Raw genomic sequence first — 16,347 nt, 5'->3', positions numbered from 1 at the left:
AGGCGCTTAGGCTGGTGCCCGTGAGCACGCCGACCCGGGTCTACATCGCCCGTCTCGCCGGAGTCGCCGTCTTCGACCCGAACGGTGACCAGGTGGGGCGGGTTCGTGACGCCGTGGCACGGCTACGGGCGACGAAGCGTCCGCCGGAGGTGGTGGGCCTGGTCGCCGAGATGCCGATGCGTCGTCGAATCTTCCTGTCCATCAACCGGATCACCTCCATCGACGCGGACGCCGTCGTGCTCGGCTCCGGCACCCTCAACCTGCGCCGGTTCGAGAAGCGCCAGAACGAGTTGCTGGTGCTCCAGGAACTACTGGACCGGCGGGTGCAACTCGACCCGGGCGGCCAGCCTGGCGCAGTCGTGGACGTCGCGATGGAGTGCGCCCGAGGTGGTGAGTGGTCGCTGACCCGTGTCGCCGTACGCGAGCAGACCGGTCGACTCACCCGCCGCGGCCACCTGCACCAGGTCGAGTGGGACCGGGTGCGCGGGCTCAGCGGCATCGCCGACAATCGGGGTACGGCGAATCTGCTCGCCGTCCTGGAGGACATGCGCCCGGCCGACCTGGCCAACGCGCTGCAGGATCTGCCCGACGCACGGCGCAACGAGGTCGCTGCCGCGTTGGACGACGAGCGGCTGGCCGACGTGCTCAGCGAGTTGCCGGAGCACGACCAGGTGGAGATCCTCGCCGCCCTCGACCGGGAGCGGGCCGCCGACATCCTGGAGGAGATGGACCCGGACGACGCCGCGGACCTGCTCAACGAGCTGCCGCCACCGGAGCAGGACGTGCTGCTGGACCTGATGGAGCCGGACGAGGCCGACCCGGTGCGTCAACTCCTCAAGTACACGCCCGGCACGGCGGGCAGTGTGATGACCTCGGAGCCGGTCATCCTGCCACCGGACGCCACCGTCGCCGAGGCACTGGCCCGGATCCGGGAGCCACAGCTCTCCCCCGCCGTCGCCGCCCAGGTCTTCGTGACCCGGGCACCACAGAACACCCCGACCGGCCGCTACCTGGGCATGGTGCACTTCCAGGCGCTGCTGCGCGAACCACCGGCGGATCTGCTGGGCAAGGTGGTGGTCAACGACATCGACCCGCTGCGCCCGACCACTCCGCTGCCGGAGATCACCCGCCGCATGGCCACCTACGACCTGGTCGCCATGCCGGTGATCGACCGGAACAACCGGCTGGTCGGCGCCGTCACGGTGGACGACGTGCTGGACCATTCGCTGCCCCGGGACTGGCGGGACCGCGACGCCATGGCCGCCCCGGGCACCACCGACGATGGGCTGGATGGCGCCGATGGCTGACCAGCGGCGGGCGGAACGGCTCGACCAGCCACGCGAGCCCCGGGGCATCAAGCTGCCCCGGTTCGACGCGGAGGCGTTCGGCCGGTGGTCGGAGGGCATCGCCCGGGGCATGGGCACCGCGAACTTCCTCGTCGTCATGACGGTGGTGATCGCGATCTGGTTCGCCTGGAACACGTTGGTCCCGGCGGACCTGCGCTTCGACCCGTACACCTTCACGTTCCTCACTCTGGTGTTGTCGTTGCAGGCCAGCTACGCGGCGCCGCTGATCCTGCTGGCGCAGAACCGGCAGGCCGACCGGGACCGGGTGGCGTTGGAGGAGGACCGGCGACGGGCCACCGCGCAGAAGGCGGATACCGAGTACCTGGCCAGGGAGATCGCCTCGCTACGGATCGCGCTGGGCGAGGTCGCCACCCGGGACTTCCTCCGCTCCGAGCTGGCCCGGCTGGCCGAGGAACTGGACGAGGTGGGGCAGCGTCGTCAGCGGTTGGAGCGCCGCCAGCAGGACAAGGACAACCGGCAGGAGAGGCGTGGCCAGCGGCCGACCGACGGTGTCGGCCTGGACGAACCACGTGACGACCTGGACGGCGACTTCACCCGGGACGCCCGGCCGGACGGCACCGGCCCCCGCCGTGCGGACGGCTGACCAGCGGGCCAAGGCGGGTCATCGATTGGCTCACACCGCCCCGGCCAGCAGCGGCAGCGGATGCCCCGCGACGTAGCATTGCGGGCATGTCAGCACCCGTGCGCACCGTCGAGGACGCGATCCAGGCCGCCCTGGCCACCGTCAACGACCCGGAGATCCGCCGGCCCATCACCGAGCTGGGCATGGTCCGCTCCGCCACGATCGGTGCCAGCGGTGTCGTCCGGGTCGAGCTGCTGCTCACCGTCGCCGGCTGCCCGCTGAAGGACAAGCTGCGTACGGACATCACCGCCGCGGTCGCCGCAGTGCCCGGCGTTACCGGCGTGGAGATCGACTTTGGTGTGATGAGCCCCGAGCAGCGGCAGTCGTTGCAGTCGCAGCTGCGCGGCGGGGGCGCCACCGAGGAGCCCGTCATCCCGTTCGCCCAGCCCGGCTCGCGCACCCGGGTGTACGCAGTGGCCAGTGGCAAGGGTGGCGTCGGCAAGTCCAGCGTGACGGTCAACCTGGCGGCGGCGCTCGCCGCTCGCGGGCTCTCCGTCGGCGTGGTCGACGCGGACATCTACGGCCACTCGGTGCCCCGGATGCTCGGCGCTGATGGCCGACCCACCCGCGTCGAGGACATGATCATGCCGCCGCAGGCGCACGGCGTGAAGGTGATCTCCATCGGCATGTTCACGTCCGGCAACGCCGCCGTCGTGTGGCGTGGCCCGATGCTGCACCGGGCGTTGCAGCAGTTCCTGGCCGACGTCTACTGGGGCGACCTGGACGTGCTCCTGCTCGACCTGCCGCCGGGCACCGGCGACGTGGCCATCTCGCTGGCCCAGTTGCTGCCCAACTCGGAGATCCTGATCGTCACCACTCCGCAGACCGCCGCCGCCGAGGTGGCGGAGCGGGCCGGCTCGATCGCCCTGCAGACCCACCAGCGGGTGGTTGGCGTCATCGAGAACATGTCCTGGCTGGAACTGCCGGACGGCTCCCGGATGGAGATCTTCGGCGCTGGCGGCGGCACGGCGGTGGCTGAGTCGCTGAGCCGGACCATCGGCGCGCAGGTGCCGTTGCTCGGGCAGATCCCACTGGACACCCGGGTCCGCGAGGCCGGCGACGCCGGCAACCCGGTCGTGCTGGCCGAACCGACGTCGCCGGCCGCGCAGGCGCTCGGCGCGATCGCCGACCGGCTCGCGCTGCGCCGTGAGTCGCTGCTCGGCAAGCCGCTCGGCCTCAAGCCCGCCGGACGCTGAGCACCGCGCGGATGATCACCTCGACATCAGGGATGTCGGGGTGTCCCGCATCGCTGACAGGCCGATTTCCTGGAAACCGAGTTGATCACGGGGCGAGCGGCGGCGGTCCGGCCGTCGCTCGGGCGGGTGCGGCCGCTCAGGTGGCGTCGTCGTAGCTGGCCCGGGGGGCCGGCGCCGACGGGGTGCCGGTGGCGGTGCCGGAACGGCTGCCGTTCGACCTGATGTCGGCGGCGGCGGCCACGTCCTTCAGGTCGTTGTGCACGCCACCGACGTCCGCGCGCAGGTCGTCGTAGACACCCTGTAGCGGCTTACGGATCGCCGCCTCGTCCTCCTCGCTGAGGAGGTGCTTGCGGATGAACGCCTTCGGGTGCAGATCTTCCAGCTGGATGTCGGTGCCCAGCTCGCGGCTCAGGTCGCCGGTGGCGTTGCGGGCCATGTTGCGCAGATTGCGCACCATCCGCAGACCGTCGGTGATCACTGCGGGCAACCGGTCGCCGAAGATCAACAGCGCCAGGAGCAGCAGCGCACCGATCTCCCACACGTTCAGGTTCTCGAACATCCCGCGGGCCTCCTTTCGGCGTCAGCAGCAAGACTACGCACGTCGGACGACCTTTGGGCAGGGGGTGACCCGCTGTTCACTTGGCATCCGCAGCGAGAGTGACCGAGGTGTTCTGCCGGGCGGCACCGCGCCGGAACTCGACGGTCACCACCGAACCCGGAGCGAACTTGCGGACCAGGGCGATCAGGTCCGTCGGCTCGGTCATCGGCCGACCGTTGAGCTTCAAGACCACGTCGCCGACCTTCAACCCGGCGCCAGCCGCAGGCCCGGAGGGCTCCACGGCGGCCAGCCGTACGCCGCCGCTGGCTCCCGCGCCAGGGCCACCGACCTGGGCGCCGATCACCGTACGCCGGGCCTTGCCGGTGCCGATGATGTCCTGGGTCACCCGCTTGGCCTGGTTGATCGGGATGGCGAAGGCGAGCCCGATGTTGCCGGCCTCCTGCCCCTCACCCACCAGCGACTTGATCGTGGAGTTGACGCCGACCACCCGCCCGGCGCCATCGACCAGTGGGCCGCCCGAGTTGCCGTGGTTGACCGCCGCGTCGGTCTGGATGGCCGCGTAGTAGCGCACCGGGCCGCCCGGCTCGCCGGCCTGCATCGTCCGGTCCAGGGCACTCACGATGCCGGCGGTGACCGTGTTGGCCAGCGAGAGCGGTGAACCGATGGCGAGCACCGGGTCGCCGACAGCCAACCCGTCGGAGTCGCCGAACTCCACCGGCCGCAGCCCGGTCCGGTTCACCTTGATCACCGCGATGTCCGACTCCGGGTCCTGACCGACCACGGTCGCCGACGCGGTGGTGCCGTCGTTGAAGACCACCGAGGCCTTGCCACTGCCGCCGGCCACCACGTGGTCGTTGGTGATCACGTGGCCCTCGGCGCTGGCGATGAAGCCAGAGCCCTCACTGGTCCCACCGAGGCTGCTCACCCGGACGGTGACCACGCTGGGCAGTACACGCTCGGCGACTCCGGCCAGCGACTCTGGTTTGCGCTGGGCCAGCACCGGTGGCTCCGCGGCCTCCGCGCCGAGCACCGTCCCGCCGGCACCGCCGCGCACCGCGAACGCGTAGCCCAGCGCACCACCGAGGGTGCCGGCGAGCAACGCGGTGATCACCGGGATGAGCAGCAGATGGCGCAAGGTCGGTCGACCGGGGGCGTCCGGGTCGGTGACCGGCTCGGGCTCGGCACCGGCAGCCACCACCCCGGGCACCACCACGGCGGCCGGGGCCGCGGGTCACGCCACGGATCGCGGAGCGCGTCGGACCACCAGGGCGAGGCGCCGGCCGCACCGGACCCGCTCGCCGTCGACGCCGGCCAGATCGCCGGCGGCCCGGCGTACGGCACACCCACACCGGGCGCTGGCCCGGTAGCCGGCGGCCCGGCCGTGGGCGCGCTGTCGTTTCCCGATGGCGCAGGCGCGTTGCCGCTCTCCGGCGTGGTCGGCGGCCCCGCCGGCGGGGCCTCTGCCCCGGGCGGTCGCGCCGGAGCCGGAGTCTCACCGCCCCGGCGCCATTCCCAGCCGTCGGTCACGTCGGTGCCTCCCAGTCCGTCCCCGGATCCCGCGCCGCGCCACCCGGCCACGAATCGGCGCGGTCGAGGCTGACGGGATACCGCTTCCAGGATTGCACGGATGCGCGCGGTGGAGTCAGCGGTTGCCCCCGGTGATCGCGATGGGACGGAGGCGCGGCTGCGCCCTCCGGCGGTCGCCTCTACGCTCACAGTGCCAACCCGCCCCCGCACCACGCACCGCCCCCGGAGGTGCCTCATCGCCACGGTCGCCGGTTCCGACAGTTCGACGGCCCAGGCTCAGCAGTTCGCCGAGTCGTACGTCACCGAGGATCTCGTCCTGCGCACTGCCCGCAGCCTGGCCCATGAGGTGGGCCTCGACGCGGTCACCCCCGGCGCGGGAGCGGCCCTGCGGCTGCTGGCCGCGGCCGGAAACGCCCGCGCGGTGGTGGAGATCGGCACCGGGACCGGCGTGAGCGGGGTCTGGTTGCTGCGCGGCATGCGCGCCGATGGCGTACTCACCACCATCGACGTGGAGGTGGAGCACCAGCGGATCGCGCGGCGGATCTTCGCCGAGGCGGGCTTCGCGGCCGGTCGCACGCGGATCATCACCGGCCGCGCGCTCGATGTGCTGCCCCGGCTCGCCGACGGCGCGTACGACCTGGTGTTCGTGGACGCGGAGGCGACCGGCTTCCATGCCTGCGTGGAGGCGGCGCTGCGGCTGTTGCGGCCGGGGGGCGTGCTCGCGCTCAACGGCGTGCTGGCCGGCGGCCGGATCGGCGACCCGGCCGCCCGGGACGCGGAGACGGTGACGGTCCGCGAGACGATCAAGGCGGTCCGGGAGTCGGAGCACTGGATCCCCGCGCTGCTTCCGGTCGGGCACGGGGTGCTCGCCGCGGTGAAGTGCTGACCCTCACTCAGAGCGGCGCAGGTGCTGGTCGACGCTGGCCAGCCAGCGCAGCAACGACCGGACGCCCCAGCCGGTGGCGCCGCGGCTGACCTCGGCGTGGTCCCCGTCGGCCCAGGATGGTGCCGACATGTCCAGGTGCAGCCAGCGGTCCCGTAGTTCGCCGGTGAACTCGCGTAGGAAGAGCGCGGCCGTCACCGAGCCGGCGCCCTGTGCCGGCGCGCTGTAGAGGTCGGCGATCTCGCTGCCCAGGTACTCGACGTAGTCGTTGTGCAGCGGCATCCGCCACGCCGACTCGCCAGCCGCCTCGACCGCGGCCTGCACGTCGGCGGCCAACTGGTCGTTCTCGCTGTACAGGGCGGCGGTGCGCTTGCCCAGCGCCACGGCGTTGGCGCCGGTGAGGGTGGCCAGGTCGAGCAGCACGTCAGGCTTGAGCTGCTGCACCGCGTACGCCAGTGCGTCGGCGAGGACCAGTCGGCCCTCGGCGTCGGAGTTGGTCGTCTCGCTGGTCGTGCCGCCGTAGTGCCGGACGACGTCGCCGGGGCGGAACGCCGAGCCGCTGACCATGTTCTCGGCGAGCGGGACCAGCGTGGTGACCCGGACCGGCAGGCGCAGCGCGGCGGCGCCGAGGGTGGCGGCGACGACCGCGGCCCCGCCGGCCATGTCCTTGCGCATCAGCTTCATCGCCGGCACCGGCTTGATCGAGATGCCGCCGGTGTCGAAGGTGATGCCCTTGCCGATCAGCACCACGTGCGTGCGCGCGTCGGCCGGGTGCCAGTCCAGCTCGACGAGCCGGGGGCCGCTGGCCGAGCCACCGCCCACGGCGAGGATCCCGCCGAAGCCCTCGGCGGCCAGCTCGGCCGGGCCACGGACCCGCAGTCGCAGGTCCGGCAGGTCGGCGGAGGCGGAGGCCACCTGGTCGGCGAACCACTGCGGGGTCTTCACCGACGAGGGGGTGTTGGTCAGGTCACGGGCGAGATGGGTCATCGCCGCGGTGGTCCGGGCCGTGGCCACCGTGGCCTCGTACGCGGTCGGATCCGCGAGCAGCAGATCGACGTTGCTCAGAGCTGGTGGGTCGCCGGCCTGGGCCAGCCGGAACCGGTACGGGGCGAGCAGCAGCCCTTCGGTCAACCCACGGACTGCGGCCAACGTCACCTCGGCCGGCAGCCCAATGGTGATATGCGTCTCATCGGCGGCGGAGCGGGCCAGTGCCGCGCCAGCCGTCCGCCAGGCCGCCTCGTCGCCGTCACCGATGCCGAGCAGCAGCAGCCGGCCGGGGGTACGCCCGGGGCGCAGCTGGGTGTGGATCTCGCCGGCTCGGCCGGTCAGTCGGGCCGCCGGCACCAGGGCGGCGGCCTCGTCGGCTGTGCCGTCCGGGGGCGCCACGGCGGCCGACATGGGCTCGGCCGAGGTGTCACCTCCCGCTGCCTGATCGGCGGGACGGACAGGCAGGACGAGGACGTCGAGCCGGTCAGGCTCGGTGATCAGGCGGATAGCGAGCACGCGGAACCGTACCTCCAGGAAAGCGTCGCGGAGCGGGACCGGGCCGGCCTGCCCGCACCGATGAAGACCCTGAGCCACCGGCGATTCCCGGTGGCTCAGGGTCCGATGAACGCTCCGGGCGGTGTCAACCGCCCGGACCACTCCTTACTCAGCCGGCCGCTGCCTTCAACGCGTCACCGAGTGCGTTGGCCTCGTCGGGAGTCATCTCGACGACGAGCCGGCCACCGCCCTCCAGCGGGACTCGCATAACGATGCCCCGACCCTCCTTGGTGACTTCCAGCGGACCGTCGCCAGTCCGCGGCTTCATCGCCGCCATGTTGTCTCCCCTCAGACCTACACCAGGGTCGGTGGGTTGCCCCACAGCCACTTCTCACGACCACCCGCAACGGTCGCGGGGGTGTCGACCAACGATTTTCCCTGATGAACACCGCCGGACCCAAACCGGAGCAGCATTGATGTAACAGCATCTAGCTTATCTTGAGAAGGCCTGTCACAATGTGCGGTCATGCAGGCACGGTCGGCACTCTTCGACCTGTACGGCGACCACCTCCGTCCGAGGGGTGGCCGCGCACCGGTTGCCGCCCTGGTCAAGCTACTGGCGCCGCTGGGAATCGCACCGCCAGCCGTTCGCACCGCCGTGTCCCGGATGGTGCGTCAGGGCTGGCTCGAGCCACTCCGGTTGGTCTCCGGACCGGGGTATTCGATCACACCAAAAGCCGCCCGGCGACTCGACGAGGCAGCGGCCCGGATCTACCGGACCGGCCGAGTCACCTGGGACGGCCGGTTCGATCTGCTGGTGTTGGAGGCCCCGGGCTCCCGACGGGACCGGCAGCGGCTCGCCGCCAACCTGAGCTTCCTCGGCTACGGCACGCTCGACGAGCAGACCTGGGTCGCCACCCGCCCCGGCGAGGACGTCGACCTGTTTCTCGCCGAGGCGGGCATCCGGTTCGAGCGGTTCAACGCCTCACACTTCTCCGGCACAGCCGGCGCGATGGGCGTGGTCCGGCGTGCGTGGAACCTCACCGAGATCGGCCGGGCCTACGAGCGGTTCGTCGCGGACCAGCGTCCGCTGCTCGCCGCGGTCACCGTGCGCAGCAGCGACGAGGAGGCGTACGCGGCCCGGTTCCGGCTCGTGCACGCGTGGCGTACGTTCCTCTTCCGGGACCCGCAGCTGCCTCCGGCGCTGCTGCCCGAGCGTTGGCCCGGCACCGCCGCGGCCAGTTTCTTCGACCGGCACGCGGCCCGCCTGCGTCCGGCCGCCGACCGGTACGTCGAACAGTGCGTCGACGCCGGCAACCGCATCGTCCGACAGAAGGGTCGTTAGACGTGACCGAGCCGCTGCTGGTCGACCGGACCGATGCCGTCGTCACCCTCACGCTGAACCGGCCGAGCGCGATGAACGCGCTCGACGTGGCGCTGAAGGAGGCGCTGCGGGACGCCCTGGCGGAGCTGGAGACCGACCGGTCCTGCCGCGCGGTCGTGCTGGCCGGGGCCGGCGGGTCGTTCAGCGCCGGTCAGGACCTGCGCGAGCACGTCTCCACCCTGGAAAACTCCGCCAGTGACCCCCTGGGCACCGTGCGGGCGCACTACAACCCGATCGCCGCCCGGCTCGCCAACCTGCCGAAGCCGGTGATCGCCGCGGTCCGTGGGATGGCCGCCGGGGCGGGCGCGTCGCTGGCGTTCCTCGCCGACATCCGCATCGGCGGCCCGACCACCAGTTTCCTGATGGCCTTCGCCAAGGTCGGCCTCGCCGCCGACACCGGCGCCTCCTGGACGTTGCCCCGGCTGGTCGGCCACGCCAAGGCGGTGGAACTGCTGATGCTGGCCGAGCCGGTCCGCGCCGAGGAGGCCTGCCGGTTGGGCCTGCTCAACCGGATCACGGACGACGACGAGCAGGTGTTGCCGGCCGCCCAGGAGTTGGCCGCCCGCCTCGCCGCCGGCCCGACCGTCGCGTACGGGGCGATCAAGCGGCAGCTCTCCATCGCCGACGCCGGCACCCTCGCTGACGCCCTCGCGGCCGAGGCGCAGGCCCAGGCGATCTGCGGTGCCACCGCTGACCACCGGGCGGCCACGCTCGCCTTCGTCGGCAAGCAGAAACCGGTCTTCGAGGGACGCTGAACGGCGCGCCTAGTCGTCCTCTTCCGGGTCCTGGTTGGCCTCGGCGCCCAGCACGAACGCCTGCATGGCCAGCTCGTCGCCGGACGGCGAGACGAAGGTGGGCAGCTCACGCGGGCCCAACTCCTGCACGTACGACCAGAACAGCCGGACCGCCTCGGCCGGTGTGCCGGCCTCGATCGGCAGGTCGAGGCTGACCAGCCAGGTGCGCCGCGTCGGGGGCGGACCGAGCTGGTCGGCCAGCGCCCGGAAGGCCGCCGGCTCCAGCGCGGTGACCGGGCCGTCGAGCGTCAGCAGGTCGGCCGGCACCGGCTCGTCGAAGGCCCGCCGGGTGTACGCCACGACGAGCGCCTCCGGCTCGACCGGGGACTGGGGGTCGTCCGGGTCGTCCCGGTGGCGCTGACCCGGCGCGCTGACCCGGCCGAGAGCCACCAGCCGCGGTGGCGCGTCGACCAGCACCGCCACCTGGTCTCCCGGCCCCGGCCGGGCGACGTCGGCCAGACCGGTCAGCTCCAACGTGTCGTGGTGGACGAGCCGCTCGGCCTCGTACCGCTCGGCTGGCAGCAGCACGGCCCAGGTGCCCACCCCGTCGGCGCGGCCGGACCCACCGGCCCGGTGCGCGGTCTCGGTCGTCATGCCTGCTATCCCATCATGTCGCCGGTGGGAGCGTGACGTGACAGCCGACGATGTGATCGTCGACCATGCCGGTGGCCTGCATCAGCGCGTACGCGGTGGTCGGGCCGACGAATCGGAAGCCGCGCTTCTTGAGTGCCTTGGCCATCGCCGTCGACTCGGGGGTGATCGGCGCGAGCTCGGCGAACGAGGCGAGTCGGGCCGGCCGGGGCTCCGGCGCGAAGGACCAGAGCAGCGCGGACAACCCGTCCGGCAGCTCCAGTGCGGCGCGGGCGTTGGCGATCGCCGCCTCGATCTTGGCCCGGTTGCGGACGATGCCCGCGTCGGCGAGCAGCCGGGTCACGTCGGCTTCGCCGTACGCGGCGACGGTGGGGATGTGGAACTCGTCGAAGGCCAGCCGGAACGCCGGGCGTTTGCGCAGGATGGTCAGCCAGGACAACCCGGACTGGAACGCCTCCAGCGTCATCCGCTCGTAGAGCGCGTCGTCGCCGTGCAGGGGCCGCCCCCACTCGGTGTCGTGGTAGACCGCGTAGTCGGGGGTGCTCGACCCCCAGGCGCAGCGAGCAAGCCCATCGGCACCGATCACCAGGTCAGTCACCTCGTACACGCTAGGGCATCGCACCGACAGCCCATTGCCACCGGCCCTCCGGCTGCCTATGGTGCTTGTTACCGACCGGTAGGTCGGGGTCACCCAGCGGTGCGCCCCGGCCGGCGACGGCGAGCGGAGGCCGCGCGATGAAGGAGTTCCCGGACGTCATCGCCTGGTCGATCCCGGCCTTCGTGCTGCTCGTCGTGCTGGAGCGGGTCTCCTACCTGCTGCACCGCGACGACGACGAGGTCGGCTACGGCGGCGCCGACACCGCGACCAGCATGGCGATGGGGCTGGGCAGCGTCTTCACCGACCTGCTCTGGAAGGTGCCGATCGCCGCCGCGTACGCGTTGCTCTACGCGCTCACCCCGTTGCGGGTGGCCGAGGTCTGGTGGACCTGGCCGCTGATCCTGCTCGCGCAGGACTTCTTCTACTACTGGTCCCATCGTGGCCACCACGTGATCCGGATCCTCTGGGCCTCGCACGTGGTGCACCACTCGTCGCAGCGCTTCAATCTCTCCACCGCGCTGCGCCAGCCGTGGACCGGCCTGACCAGTTGGGTCTTCTACATCCCGCTGATCATGGCCGGTGTGCACCCGGCGGTCGTCGCGTTCTGCGGCTCGGTCAACCTGCTCTACCAGTTCTGGATCCACACCGAACGGATCGAGAAGATGCCGCGCTGGTACGAGGCGGTGTTCAACACGCCGTCGCACCACCGGGTGCACCACGCCTCGCAGGGCGGCTACCTGGATCGCAACTTCGGCGGCATCCTGATCGTCTGGGACCGGCTCTTCGGCTCGTTCGCGCCGGAGCGGGAGCGGTGCGTGTACGGCCTGACCAAGAATGTCGGCAGCTACAACCCGGTGCGGGTGGCCTTCCACGAGTACGCCTCGATCGCTCGGGACCTCCGCGCCGCGATGACCTGGCGGCATCGCGCCGGGTATCTCTTCCGAGCGCCGGGCTGGCAGCCGGCGCCGGGCGTGGTCAGGGCAGCCGGCCCTGCTCGACCAGACGGGCGAACCTCTTCAGCGCCTGGGTGAGACCGAGCTTGGAACCGGGCCAGAGCAACGGCCACGCCAGTCGACCGGCCCGGCCACCCGGCAGGTGGAACCACTCGTGCCAGACGACCTGGGTGCGGTCCCGGCCCAGCTGGGTGCAGCGCAGCACGCCCGGGCCGCGCAGCAACTGGCCGTGGTGCACCACGGCGATCTCGTACGGCTCGTCGACCCGGACCACCTGCATCTCGTCGCGCAGCGTCGCCCGGCCGAGCGCGGTGACCGCCTCGATCCGGCTGCCCTCGCGCCCGTCGCCCTCGACCACCCGGACGCGGGTGAACGGGATCCAGTCGGACTGACGCTCCCAGGCGAGCAACGCGGCGAAGACCCGCTCCGCCGGGGCGTCGACGATCACCGTGGCGGTCACCTCACCGGCACCGGGTCGGGCTGCCTGCCGAAGATCGTCAGCGCCCTCCGGGTCGGTCACGCCGACTCCGACCGAACCACCGCGTCGTGCTTCCCGGTGCCGTCGGCGGGCGCGTCGTCGGTCTGCTCACCGTCGGCCGGCTCGTCATCGGCTGGCGCCACGGCCGGTGCCACGCCGTCGGAGTCCGCCGGGGATGAGGTGGCGGCGGGCAGCGGGCCTGCGGTGGTCGACCCGACGGGCGCCGCTCCGACGCCCGCGTCGTCAGTCAGCGGCCCATCCAGGCCCGGCTCCGCCGCGTCGGCGTTCGTCGCCTTGCTGGCGGACTGCTCACGGGCCTGACGCAGCAGGTCCGCGTCGTCGGTGCGCCCCTCACGCAACGCGATGACCTCCGACTCCAGTACGTCGATCAGCTCGGACTTGTAGCCGATGTCGTAGGCGGCGCGGCGCATCGCCTGATCGACCTGAGCCATCCGGTACCCGCGCAACCCGGTGTCGAAACGGACCGCCCCCACATCGGATTCGCGCAACGGCCGAGTGCCCGGCAACGCCACGGCCTGCGAATCCGGCTCGGCGGGCACCAGGCCGGGATCACGGCCGCTGACCAGCACCGTCACGCCGAATATCACCGCCGCGACGGTCAACGCCACGACCAGGAGGAGCAGAAGCTGACCCATGTACTGATCGTGGCATGACAGCCGGCCAGGAGCGACCCCGCCACCCGCCCGATCACGATCTGTGCCGACGCCCGCGCGGAGTTCCGCTCCGACGACCGACTAGCGTCGGGCTCGGCCGACGCGGCGGCGACGGCGCGGAATCTCAGGAGGCGGGCATGGCCGGGGCGCTTCGGCTGGGTGGGCGCACGTTCGCCCCCGGCGAACTGGTGGTGATGGCGATCATCAACCGCACACCGGACTCGTTCTTCGACCGGGGGGCCACCTTCGCCGCCGACAGCGCTCTGCGCGCCGTGGAGCGGGCGGTGGACGAGGGCGCGGCCATCATCGACATCGGCGGGGTCAAGGCCGGCCCCGGCGTGGAGGTCGACGTCACCGAGGAGATCCGGCGCACGGTGGACACCATCGCCGCCGTCCGGGCCGCGTTTCCCGAGGTGGTGATCTCCATCGACACCTGGCGTGCCGAGGTGGCCACGGAGGCCGTGGCGGCCGGCGCCGACCTGCTCAACGACACCTGGTCAGGTGCCGACCCGACGCTGGCCCGGGTGGCCGCGCGGACCGGCGCGGGCCTGGTCTGCTCGCACGCCGGCGGCCTGGTCCCGCGGACCAGGCCGCACCGGGCCGCCTTCTCCGACGTGGTCGCCGACGTGGTCGCGACGGTGACCGGGCTCGCCGAGCGCGCGGTCGCGGCAGGGGTACGCCCCGACGGCATCCTCATCGACCCCGCGCACGACTTCGGCAAGAACACCCGGCACTCTCTGGAGATCACGCGTCGGCTGGACGAGCTGACCGCAACCGGCTGGCCGGTGCTGGTGGCGCTCTCCAACAAGGACTTCATCGGTGAGACGTTGGACCTGCCGGTGGCCGAACGGCTGGAGGGGACGCTCGCCGCGACGGCGGTCTCGGCCTGGCTGGGCGCCCGGGTGTTTCGGGCTCACCAGGTCGGTCCGACCCGCCGGGTGCTGGACATCGTGGCCTCGATCCGAGGCGACCGCCCGCCCGCGGCCACCCGCCGGGGTATGGCCTGACCGGTCGTCGCCGTAACCGACCGCGAACGGCCGGGCGCACCGGCACGATCGCCGGAGGTCGCGACGCTCAGGTCCAGCGGAGGATGTTCCTACGCCAGGCATAGAGGATGCCGAGCGCGAGCACCGCCACGAACACCGCCATCTCCACCACCGTCACCAGACCGAAGCCCGGCCGGTCGAAGACCACCGCCCAGGGGAAGAGGAACACCGCCTCGACCGCGAACAGCACATACAGGTACGCGTAGACGTAGTAGCGGATCTGCATCTGCGCCCAGTCCGTGCCGACCGGGTCGATCCCGCACTCGTAGTTGGCCCGCTTGCCGGGCGGATCGGCCGGACGCGCGGGGCGTAACACCCTGTTGGCCGAGAACGCCGTAACGAAGAACAGAACGCTGGCGAGCAGCAACAGCCCGAGCGTCGCGTACGAGCCCAGGTAACCGGTCACAGTCGGGAGCCTACCGTCCGCCCAGAAGGGTGGTCCCGAACACGTTACGGACTTGTTTCCGGTTGGGACTAGTGCACTGGGGCAACTGTTACCGAATATTGGACACTCACCCATGTCACCGGAGGACAGATGGCCCGCGTGAAGGCATCGCCCGGTAACCGGGCGGAGGGGCGGCGTTCCACGCCCCGGCTGGCGACCGCGCTCGCGCTCGGTCTGCTCGCGGCGCTTGCCGTCGGGCCGGCCTGGGCCAGCGCGGCAGCGCCGGACGCGGACACGGTCGTGGTGCTGCTCGACCCGGTCGGCGAACCAGGGGAGAGCCCGAGACCACCCCGGCGGAGGAACCCACCCCGACCGAGGGGCCGGGTGATCCGGTGCCGACCGACCCGGCACCGGAGACCGCCGCGCCGCCGCCGGAGACGACGCCGCCGGCACCGGTGACCACCGCCCCGGAGGTGCCGGCGGCGCCGACCAGCGCCGCGCCCGTGCCGGCCGGCACGACCCGACCGCCCACGCCGGCACCACCGGCACCCCCGGTGACCACGGTCATCCCGGTGCCGCCGGTGCCCACGGTCCCGCCGGTCCGCCCGCCCGCTCCGGGGTCGGCAGCACCGCCGGCGAACCCGCTGGGCGTCCAGGTCACCACCCAGGACGTCACGCTCGCCGAGGCGTACTGGAACACGGCCAGCACGGCCACCACCTTGCAGGTCACGGTGAACAACACCGGCACGACGGCCCAACGGATCCGGCTCTCGTACACGCTCCCGGCCGGGCTGACCGACGCCGGGACGAAGGGCTGCACCGCCGCCGGTGGGGGCGCGTACCGCTGTGGGGCCTGGACGGCCGAGGCGGGCGTCCGGTTCAGCACCCTGCTCCGACTGCGGGTCGCCGGGACCGCGTGGAAGCAGATGCCACTCGCCGGCTCCGTCCAGGTCATCGCGGACGCGCCGGGAGTGCCCGGGGAAGCGACCGACGACCAGGGCTTCGCGGTGCTCTTCCCGCCCGGTCCGCCGGTGCCCGGGATCGCCCTGGCCGCCGACGAGGTGGCCTTCGACATCAGCGGTGCCGCCAGCGCTTTCACGCTCCGGCTGGGCAACACCGGGACGGTGGACGCCGCCGGTCAGGTCGAAGTCGTCCTGCCGGCCGGGGTGACCATCCCGACCCCACCGCCCGGCTGCGTGGCGGTCGACCCGACCCGGACCCGCTGCGACGCCGGCCTGGTGCTGGCGGGCAGGAGCGCCGAGTTGCGGCTGCCGGTGGAGGCGACGCCGCAGGCCCAGCGGGAAGCACCGTTGTCCGGCGCCGTGATCGGCCAGCTCGATCCGCGCAGCGGCCCGACCCGGCGGGTGCAGATGAGCTTCCGGATCACCGCTGCGGCCGCGTTGGCCACGCCGGTGGTCTCGCCGCCCGCGCCGACCGGCTCCCAGGGCGTACTCCCTGCCGGTGCCTCCAACGGCGACGGCGGGATGACCTCGGTGCAGCGCACCGCGATCATCCTGATCGCGGTGTCCGTCCTGCTGGTGGCGCTGGCGCTCACGCTGGCCACCACCTCGCTGCGCCGCCGGCTCACCGGCCCGGTGCCCAAGCCTGCGCCCAACCCCGCCGACTGATCGAGGGCGACCCCGACCGCGCCGGACCGGGGTCGCCGGGGTGAACCGTTGGTGATCTGAATTACGGCGGGCGTGGCGTAACGCCTCAAACCCGGGCATTTATCAGCTCAGTCCGGTCCCAGTCGGCGGACCTCCGGGGATGGTTAGGGCTCCCTTAGACGTAGGCTCTCAGGTGAGGTA

The 16,347-nt window shown here is 72.3% G+C and carries 17 protein-coding genes and 1 pseudogene; 9 read left to right on the top strand and 9 right to left on the bottom strand.

What is annotated here, in order from left to right; all coding sequences use genetic code 11:
- Positions 1-20 precede the first annotated feature (20 nt).
- The 3 genes from PCA76_RS03500 to PCA76_RS03490 all read left to right on the top strand — a co-directional run bounded on the left by PCA76_RS03500 (position 21) and on the right by PCA76_RS03490 (position 3,185).
- Entirely contained in the window at positions 21-1,307 is a 1,287-nt protein-coding gene (locus PCA76_RS03500) for a magnesium transporter MgtE N-terminal domain-containing protein (RefSeq protein ID WP_272615251.1), read from the top strand.
- A complete protein-coding gene (locus tag PCA76_RS03495) occupies positions 1,300-1,950 on the top strand; it encodes a DUF1003 domain-containing protein (RefSeq protein WP_272615249.1) in 651 nt (216 codons plus the stop codon). The genes PCA76_RS03500 and PCA76_RS03495 overlap by 8 nt, the downstream gene beginning before the upstream one ends.
- Positions 1,951-2,036: 86 nt before the next feature.
- A complete protein-coding gene (locus PCA76_RS03490) occupies positions 2,037-3,185 on the top strand; it encodes an Mrp/NBP35 family ATP-binding protein (protein ID WP_272615248.1) in 1,149 nt (382 codons plus the stop codon).
- 136 nt (positions 3,186-3,321) lie between these two features.
- Here the strand turns inward: PCA76_RS03490 and PCA76_RS03485 are convergent, their stop codons facing one another.
- Both PCA76_RS03485 and PCA76_RS03480 read right to left on the bottom strand, forming a co-directional pair.
- Positions 3,322-3,744 carry a preprotein translocase subunit TatB gene (locus tag PCA76_RS03485; protein ID WP_272615247.1) on the bottom strand — a complete coding sequence of 141 codons (423 nt, stop codon included), beginning with the start codon at positions 3,742-3,744 and terminating at the stop codon, positions 3,322-3,324.
- 76 nt (positions 3,745-3,820) lie between these two features.
- A pseudogene (locus PCA76_RS03480) lies at positions 3,821-5,091 on the bottom strand (S1C family serine protease).
- A 496-nt stretch (positions 5,092-5,587) separates the two neighbouring features.
- On the opposite strand from PCA76_RS03480, the gene PCA76_RS03475 reads away from it, so the two are divergent.
- Complete coding sequence (locus PCA76_RS03475; protein WP_442930234.1) at positions 5,588-6,157, top strand: O-methyltransferase; 570 nt, start codon at positions 5,588-5,590, stop codon at positions 6,155-6,157.
- Between the two features lie 3 nt (positions 6,158-6,160).
- Here the strand turns inward: PCA76_RS03475 and PCA76_RS03470 are convergent, their stop codons facing one another.
- The gene (locus PCA76_RS03470; RefSeq protein ID WP_272615245.1) at positions 6,161-7,657 is read right to left on the bottom strand and encodes a leucyl aminopeptidase family protein; all 1,497 of its coding nucleotides are present in this window, start codon (positions 7,655-7,657) and stop codon (positions 6,161-6,163) included.
- A 148-nt stretch (positions 7,658-7,805) separates the two neighbouring features.
- Positions 7,806-7,973, bottom strand: coding sequence for a DUF3117 domain-containing protein (locus tag PCA76_RS03465; protein WP_007455245.1), 168 nt, complete (start codon positions 7,971-7,973; stop codon positions 7,806-7,808).
- 189 nt (positions 7,974-8,162) lie between these two features.
- Here PCA76_RS03465 and PCA76_RS03460 point away from each other — a divergent pair, with 189 nt between their 5' ends.
- Entirely contained in the window at positions 8,163-8,981 is an 819-nt protein-coding gene (locus PCA76_RS03460; protein WP_272615236.1) for a PaaX family transcriptional regulator, read from the top strand.
- 2 nt (positions 8,982-8,983) lie between these two features.
- A complete protein-coding gene (locus tag PCA76_RS03455) occupies positions 8,984-9,775 on the top strand; it encodes an enoyl-CoA hydratase-related protein (RefSeq protein ID WP_272615235.1) in 792 nt (263 codons plus the stop codon).
- A 9-nt stretch (positions 9,776-9,784) separates the two neighbouring features.
- Here PCA76_RS03455 and PCA76_RS03450 read toward each other — a convergent pair whose 3' ends face one another.
- Both PCA76_RS03450 and PCA76_RS03445 read right to left on the bottom strand, forming a co-directional pair.
- Positions 9,785-10,408: a hypothetical protein gene (locus tag PCA76_RS03450; RefSeq protein ID WP_272615233.1), complete on the bottom strand. Its 624-nt coding sequence runs from the start codon at positions 10,406-10,408 to the stop codon at positions 9,785-9,787.
- Positions 10,409-10,421: 13 nt separating this feature from the next.
- Positions 10,422-11,003, bottom strand: coding sequence for a DNA-3-methyladenine glycosylase I (locus PCA76_RS03445; protein WP_272615232.1), 582 nt, complete (start codon positions 11,001-11,003; stop codon positions 10,422-10,424).
- Positions 11,004-11,140: 137 nt separating this feature from the next.
- Between PCA76_RS03445 and PCA76_RS03440 the strand changes: the two genes are divergently transcribed.
- A complete protein-coding gene (locus tag PCA76_RS03440; RefSeq protein ID WP_272615230.1) occupies positions 11,141-12,034 on the top strand; it encodes a sterol desaturase family protein in 894 nt (297 codons plus the stop codon).
- On the opposite strand, the gene PCA76_RS03435 is transcribed toward PCA76_RS03440, so the two are convergent.
- A complete protein-coding gene (locus tag PCA76_RS03435; protein WP_272615229.1) occupies positions 11,979-12,476 on the bottom strand; it encodes an SRPBCC family protein in 498 nt (165 codons plus the stop codon). The two genes, PCA76_RS03440 and PCA76_RS03435, sit on opposite strands and share 56 nt — an antisense overlap.
- Positions 12,473-13,090 (bottom strand): DivIVA domain-containing protein, encoded by a 618-nt coding sequence (locus tag PCA76_RS03430; RefSeq protein ID WP_272615228.1) that lies wholly within the window; start codon positions 13,088-13,090, stop codon positions 12,473-12,475. Before PCA76_RS03430 ends, PCA76_RS03435 begins: the two co-directional genes overlap by 4 nt.
- A gap of 155 nt (positions 13,091-13,245) precedes the next feature.
- Between PCA76_RS03430 and folP the strand changes: the two genes are divergently transcribed.
- On the top strand, positions 13,246-14,115 hold the full coding sequence (gene folP, locus PCA76_RS03425) for a dihydropteroate synthase (RefSeq protein ID WP_272615226.1): 870 nt from the start codon (positions 13,246-13,248) through the stop codon (positions 14,113-14,115).
- A 67-nt stretch (positions 14,116-14,182) separates the two neighbouring features.
- Here folP and ndhC read toward each other — a convergent pair whose 3' ends face one another.
- Positions 14,183-14,560 carry an NADH-quinone oxidoreductase subunit A gene (ndhC, locus tag PCA76_RS03420; RefSeq protein WP_272615225.1) on the bottom strand — a complete coding sequence of 126 codons (378 nt, stop codon included), beginning with the start codon at positions 14,558-14,560 and terminating at the stop codon, positions 14,183-14,185.
- A 371-nt stretch (positions 14,561-14,931) separates the two neighbouring features.
- Between ndhC and PCA76_RS03415 the strand changes: the two genes are divergently transcribed.
- A complete protein-coding gene (locus tag PCA76_RS03415) occupies positions 14,932-16,167 on the top strand; it encodes a hypothetical protein (protein WP_272615224.1) in 1,236 nt (411 codons plus the stop codon).
- Positions 16,168-16,347 lie beyond the last annotated feature (180 nt).

The organism is Micromonospora sp. LH3U1 (genome assembly GCF_028475105.1).
Lineage (GTDB): Bacteria > Actinomycetota > Actinomycetes > Mycobacteriales > Micromonosporaceae > Micromonospora.
Note: the sequence above shows the minus strand (reverse complement) of the source record. Positions and strands in the feature narration are given on the sequence as shown.

Excerpts from the sequence above, each read along its gene's own strand:
- PCA76_RS03495 (WP_272615249.1), top strand. The coding sequence starts at position 1,300 with ATGGCTGACCAGCGGCGGGCGGAACGGCTCGACCAGCCACGCGAGCCC.
- PCA76_RS03490 (WP_272615248.1), top strand. The coding sequence starts at position 2,037 with ATGTCAGCACCCGTGCGCACCGTCGAGGACGCGATCCAGGCCGCCCTG.
- PCA76_RS03485 (WP_272615247.1), bottom strand. The coding sequence starts at position 3,744 with ATGTTCGAGAACCTGAACGTGTGGGAGATCGGTGCGCTGCTGCTCCTG.
- PCA76_RS03465 (WP_007455245.1), bottom strand. The coding sequence starts at position 7,973 with ATGGCGGCGATGAAGCCGCGGACTGGCGACGGTCCGCTGGAAGTCACC.
- PCA76_RS03460 (WP_272615236.1), top strand. The coding sequence starts at position 8,163 with ATGCAGGCACGGTCGGCACTCTTCGACCTGTACGGCGACCACCTCCGT.
- PCA76_RS03450 (WP_272615233.1), bottom strand. The coding sequence starts at position 10,408 with ATGACGACCGAGACCGCGCACCGGGCCGGTGGGTCCGGCCGCGCCGAC.
- PCA76_RS03440 (WP_272615230.1), top strand. The coding sequence starts at position 11,141 with ATGAAGGAGTTCCCGGACGTCATCGCCTGGTCGATCCCGGCCTTCGTG.
- PCA76_RS03430 (WP_272615228.1), bottom strand. The coding sequence starts at position 13,090 with ATGGGTCAGCTTCTGCTCCTCCTGGTCGTGGCGTTGACCGTCGCGGCG.
- folP (WP_272615226.1), top strand. The coding sequence starts at position 13,246 with ATGGCCGGGGCGCTTCGGCTGGGTGGGCGCACGTTCGCCCCCGGCGAA.